At 68.7% G+C, this 4,713-nt stretch carries 4 protein-coding genes and 1 tRNA gene; 4 read left to right on the top strand and 1 reads right to left on the bottom strand.

Going from position 1 to position 4,713, the window contains the following annotated elements:
• Positions 1-108: 108 nt before the first annotated feature.
• Positions 109-186 (bottom strand) — tRNA-Thr (locus ACFXA3_RS15165).
• Positions 187-346: 160 nt separating this feature from the next.
• On the opposite strand from ACFXA3_RS15165, the gene ACFXA3_RS15160 reads away from it, so the two are divergent.
• From ACFXA3_RS15160 to ACFXA3_RS15145, 4 genes are all read left to right on the top strand, one after another.
• Positions 347-1,744, top strand: a complete 1,398-nt coding sequence (locus ACFXA3_RS15160; protein WP_385186920.1) for an RNA-guided endonuclease InsQ/TnpB family protein — start codon at positions 347-349, stop codon at positions 1,742-1,744.
• A 347-nt stretch (positions 1,745-2,091) separates the two neighbouring features.
• The gene (locus ACFXA3_RS15155; protein WP_385186919.1) at positions 2,092-3,180 is read left to right on the top strand and encodes an ABC transporter ATP-binding protein; all 1,089 of its coding nucleotides are present in this window, start codon (positions 2,092-2,094) and stop codon (positions 3,178-3,180) included.
• A 181-nt stretch (positions 3,181-3,361) separates the two neighbouring features.
• On the top strand, positions 3,362-3,775 hold the full coding sequence (locus ACFXA3_RS15150) for a hypothetical protein (RefSeq protein WP_327284044.1): 414 nt from the start codon (positions 3,362-3,364) through the stop codon (positions 3,773-3,775).
• Positions 3,776-3,822: 47 nt separating this feature from the next.
• Positions 3,823-4,602 (top strand): NDP-sugar synthase, encoded by a 780-nt coding sequence (locus ACFXA3_RS15145; protein WP_385186917.1) that lies wholly within the window; start codon positions 3,823-3,825, stop codon positions 4,600-4,602.
• Positions 4,603-4,713 lie beyond the last annotated feature (111 nt).

Raw genomic sequence — 4,713 nt, 5'->3', positions numbered from 1 at the left:
CCCGTCCGTGCCCCCGCTCGCCCCTTAGCTCTTGTCCGGTGTTGATCACCCCCCCCCCCCCCCCGCTTCTGTACGAATTCCCTGGCCCAACAAACCTCTGACCTGGGATGGGGCCCCCTGTCGGATTCGAACCGACGACCTTCCCATTACAAGTGGGGCGCTCTGGCCGGACTGAGCTAAGGGGGCACATATGACACTGCACAGCGCACAGAATCGCCTTCACTTTACACAGCGACCAGACTTCCCCGCGAAGAGCTTTCCGGCCGACGTAACCCCTCGCCCTCACGTTCGTTATCCGTACTGGAGTGCACGTCCGACTATCGGACCGTAGGGCTGGGGAGGGGCCGTGGCCGAAGCCACCGAGCAGGAGACCCGCGTGGGCGCGGAGGCCGAGCGCGTCAAGCGCGAAGTCCTCGGCATCCCCGACCAGCGCAAGCACCGGGGACGCGCGGCGAAACCGCTCACGAGCCGGGTGAAGGAAGCGGGTACGCAGCAGCGGGTGTACCGCTACCGCTTCTATCCGACCGACGTACAGGCGCAGCAGCTGGTGCAGACGTTCGGTGCCTGCCGCTGGGTCTACAACGAGGCCCTCACCCTGCGATCGAAGGCCTGGCGTGACCACCGCGTGTCGGTCGGCTTCGCCGAGACCTCCCGCGCGCTGACGGGGTGGCGACAGGCCAGGGAGACCTCATGGCTGCAGGCTGTGTCCTCGACCGTGCTCCAGCAGTCGCTACGCCACCTCGACTCGGCCTTCACCCGCTTCTTCAGGGGAACGGCCAACCACCCGAAGCCGAAGCGCAAGCACCGGTCGCGGGATTCGGCGACGTACGTGCGCACCGGGTTCCGATGGCGGGAGGATCCGGAGCGGCCGGGTACGGGACTCGTCTCCCTGGCCAAGCAGACCGAGCCGCTGGACGTGCGCTGGTCCCGTCCGCTGCCGGCCGGGGTGCTGCCGGTGAAGCTGACGGTCACCCGTGACCGGGCGGGCCGGTTCTTCCTGTACGTCCTCGTGGAGGAGCGGATCGCACCTCTTCCAGCGGCGTTCGTCCCCGGTTCCGGTGCCCCCAAGACGGTCGGCCTGGACCTGGGGCTGGCCGCCCTCGTGACCCTGGACGACGGCAGCACCGTGGAACACCCCCGGCTGTTGAAGAAGTACGAGAAGAAGCTGGCTCGGCTCCAGAAGGAGCTGCACCGCAAACAGAAGGGATCGAGCAATCGCGCCAAGGTCCGCGAGAAGATCGCCCGGCTCTACGCCTTGATCGCTGACGTCCGGAAGGACGGACTCGACCAGCTCACCACCCGCCTCGTGCGCGAGAACCAAGTGCTCGTGGTGGAGGATCTGGCGGTCGCGAATCTGATGCGGTCCCCTGCGGGGGCCGGACGTCGGCGGAAGGCGAAGCTCAACCAGTCGATCGCCGACGCGGCCTGGGGTGAGTTGTTGCGCATGCTGCGCTACAAGTGCGAGTGGTACGGCCGCACGCTGGTGATCGTGGACCGCTTCTTCCCGTCGACGCGCCGCTGCTCCTCGTGCCAGGCGAAAGGGGAGCGGCTCGACCTGTCGATCCGGTCCTGGACCTGCCGGGAGTGCGGGGCGGTTCACGACCGTGACGCGAACGCCGCGGTGAACCTCCGCGACGAGGGTCTACGGCTGTACTGGCTGGTGGCGATGGCACTGCCACCGGGGCGGGCAACGCCATCGGTGATCAAGGCATCGGAACTGCCGGAGTGCGTCGTGACCGCATAGGAGTACGGGCCGACGGGCCGTCGGTCTTCTCGCCTGTGGAGTCCGTGTCAGACCATCCGGTTCGACCCTCAGGGCCGTACCGGGCGGCAACGGACGATGAAGCAGGAACCAGGGGTCAAAAGGCAAGCGCTCTGCTGGCGCGGCTCCAAAGGTCAAAAGTGCATTGCTCTGCCGTCTACGGCCAGGGCGGTGGCCCGACGGATCGCACAGAGTTCGAAGTCACGGGCTTGGGGGTGCTGACAGGAGGCGGGGTGGCGGGTAGCGTCGGGCGGAAGTCCTGATTACTGGACTAGACCTTCCACTCGGATCGTCCGGCACGTTCCTGCCGGTAGAAGGGATTCATCACCATGGCTTCTGTCACTTTCGACAAGGCGACCCGGCTGTACCCCGGCGGCGACAAGCCCGCCGTCGACGAGCTGGAGCTGCACATCGAGGACGGCGAGTTCCTCGTCCTCGTCGGGCCCTCCGGCTGCGGCAAGTCCACCTCGCTGCGCATGCTGGCCGGCCTGGAGGACGTCAACGGCGGTGCCATCCGCATCGGTGACCGTGACGTCACGCACCTGCCGCCCAAGGACCGGGACATCGCGATGGTGTTCCAGAACTACGCGCTGTACCCGCACATGACCGTCGCCGACAACATGGGCTTCGCGCTGAAGATCGCCGGTGAGGACAAGGCGACCATCCGCAAGAAGGTGGAGGACGCGGCGAAGATGCTGGACCTCACCCAGTACCTGGACCGCAAGCCGAAGGCGCTCTCCGGTGGCCAGCGCCAGCGTGTGGCCATGGGTCGCGCGATCGTGCGCAAGCCGCAGGTGTTCCTCATGGACGAGCCGCTGTCGAACCTCGACGCGAAGCTGCGCGTGTCCACCCGTACGCAGATCGCGGCGCTCCAGCGCGACCTGGGGATCACCACCGTGTACGTCACGCACGACCAGGTCGAGGCCATGACGATGGGCGACCGGGTGGCGGTGCTGAAGGACGGTCTGCTGCAGCAGGTCGACACCCCGCGGAACATGTACGACCGGCCCGCGAACCTGTTCGTGGCCGGGTTCATCGGTTCGCCGGCGATGAACCTCGTGGAGGTTCCGATCGCCGATGGTGGTGTGAAGTTCGGTGACACCGTGGTTCCGGTGTCGCGTGAGGCGCTGTCGGCCGCGGCGGACGCGGGTGACCGTACCGTGACGGTGGGCGTGCGTCCGGAGCACTTCGACATCGGTGCCGAGGGCGGTCTGACGATCACGGTCAACGTGGTCGAGGAGCTGGGCGCGGACGGTTACGTGTACGGCCGTACGACCGAGGCCGAGGGTGCGCAGGACATCGTGGTGCGCGTGGGTGGCCGTCAGGTGCCGGAGAAGGGTTCGACGCTGCGCGTGGTGCCGCGGGCCGATGAGATCCACGTGTTCTCGACGTCGTCGGGTGAGCGGCTCTCCGACTGACGGGGAGGCGGGTCGTGGCTGGGGGGCGCTCCGTTGCGGGGCGCCCCTCGGGCGCCTTAAGGGGCAGACCGGGCCATTCGGGTCCACCCGTCAACCCATAATTCGAAAAACCACGTCGAACCATCCCCCGACCGGGTGACTAAATGTCGTCAATTCCTCACCGAGCGCTACTCTCGCCCTCGTGACCCACACTGCCCGCCGCATCGGCCGTTCCCTCGCCCTGGTCCTGCCCGTCGTCCTGGTCCTGTCCGGGACCCTCGCGGTCACCATGGTTCCCTGGGCGGACAACACGCCTTCCCAGATCCTGACCGCCTCCGCCGAGGACGTGTCCGTCCCCGCGAAGCCGCGTGCCGCGCAGGACGTGCTGCGCGACAAGCTGTTGGGTGAGCTCCAGCAGGGTGAGGCGCCGGGTGATGTCCTGACGCATCTCCAGCAGGAGGTGGACCGGCGGCCGTCGTTGGCCGAGCACTGCGTGGGGATCGCGCGGGCGCTGGGGCGTGCGGCGGTGGACGTGTACGGCCCGACGAAGGCGCAGTCGTATGCGCGTCCCGTGTGTGACACGGCGTACGCGACCGGTGTTGCCTCGATGGGCTGACGGGCGTCGTCGTCCTTCCTCGGGTCGGGGCCTCTACGCTGACGGCCATGACCGATGTACCCCCCGTGTCCCGTTTTTCCGTTTCCGCGGCCGCGGACCCGGCTTCGTCGACTCAGGCGCCTGTTCAGGCGGTTGTGCTGGCGGGTGGCCAGGGTTCGCGGCTGCGTCCGTATACGGATGACCGGCCGAAGCCGATGGTGGAGATCCCGGGGACGGGGGTGCCGATCATCGGGCATCAGCTGGCGTGGCTGGCGGCGGAGGGGGTGACGGATGCGGTGGTGTCGTGCGGGCATCTCGCGGAGGTGCTGCAGGAGTGGTTGGCGGGGGCGGATCTGCCGTTGCGGGTGAGCACGGTGGTGGAGGAGGAACCGCTGGGGCGGGGTGGTGGGTTGAAGTACGCGGCCCGGCACCTGCCGCATCCGGAGCGGTCGTGGTACGCGACGAACGGGGACGTCTGGACGCGGTTCTCGTTGCGGGAGATGGCGGCGTTCCATGCGGAGCGGGGGGCGACGGCGACGTTGGCGCTGGCGCGGCCGCGGATTCCGTGGGGGGCGGTGGAGACCAATGAGTTGGGGCAGGTGCTGGATTTCATCGAGTCGCCGCCGTCGCCGTTCCTGATCAATGCGGGCGTGTACGTCTTCGGTGCCGAGTTCGCGGCGTTGCTGCCGGATGTGGGGGATCACGAGCGGACGACGTTTCCGCGGTTGGCGCGGGAGCGGCGGCTGGCGGGCTTTCCGCTGCCGCAGGGGGCTTACTGGCGGGCCATCGACACGGCGAAGGACTTGGCCGAGGCGGCGCGGGAGTTGGGGGCTCAGAGCGGCGTGTGAGGCCGTCCTCGGGGCGGGCCCGGTGTGCGGGGTGCATGGGGAAGGGGGGCGGGGGGGGGTGGGGGGGCGCGCCGCGCGGGGGCGCCCGCGGGGGGGTGTGGGGGGGCGCGC

Source organism: Streptomyces sp. NPDC059456 (assembly GCF_042750055.1).
Lineage (GTDB): Bacteria > Actinomycetota > Actinomycetes > Streptomycetales > Streptomycetaceae > Streptomyces.
The sequence above is the reverse complement of the archived record's forward strand: the minus strand, read 5'-3'. Positions and strand labels throughout refer to the sequence as shown.

Coding starts and splice junctions, on each gene's coding strand:
- ACFXA3_RS15155 (WP_385186919.1), top strand. CDS start 2,092: ATGGCTTCTGTCACTTTCGACAAGGCGACCCGGCTGTACCCCGGCGGC.
- ACFXA3_RS15145 (WP_385186917.1), top strand. CDS start 3,823: ATGACCGATGTACCCCCCGTGTCCCGTTTTTCCGTTTCCGCGGCCGCG.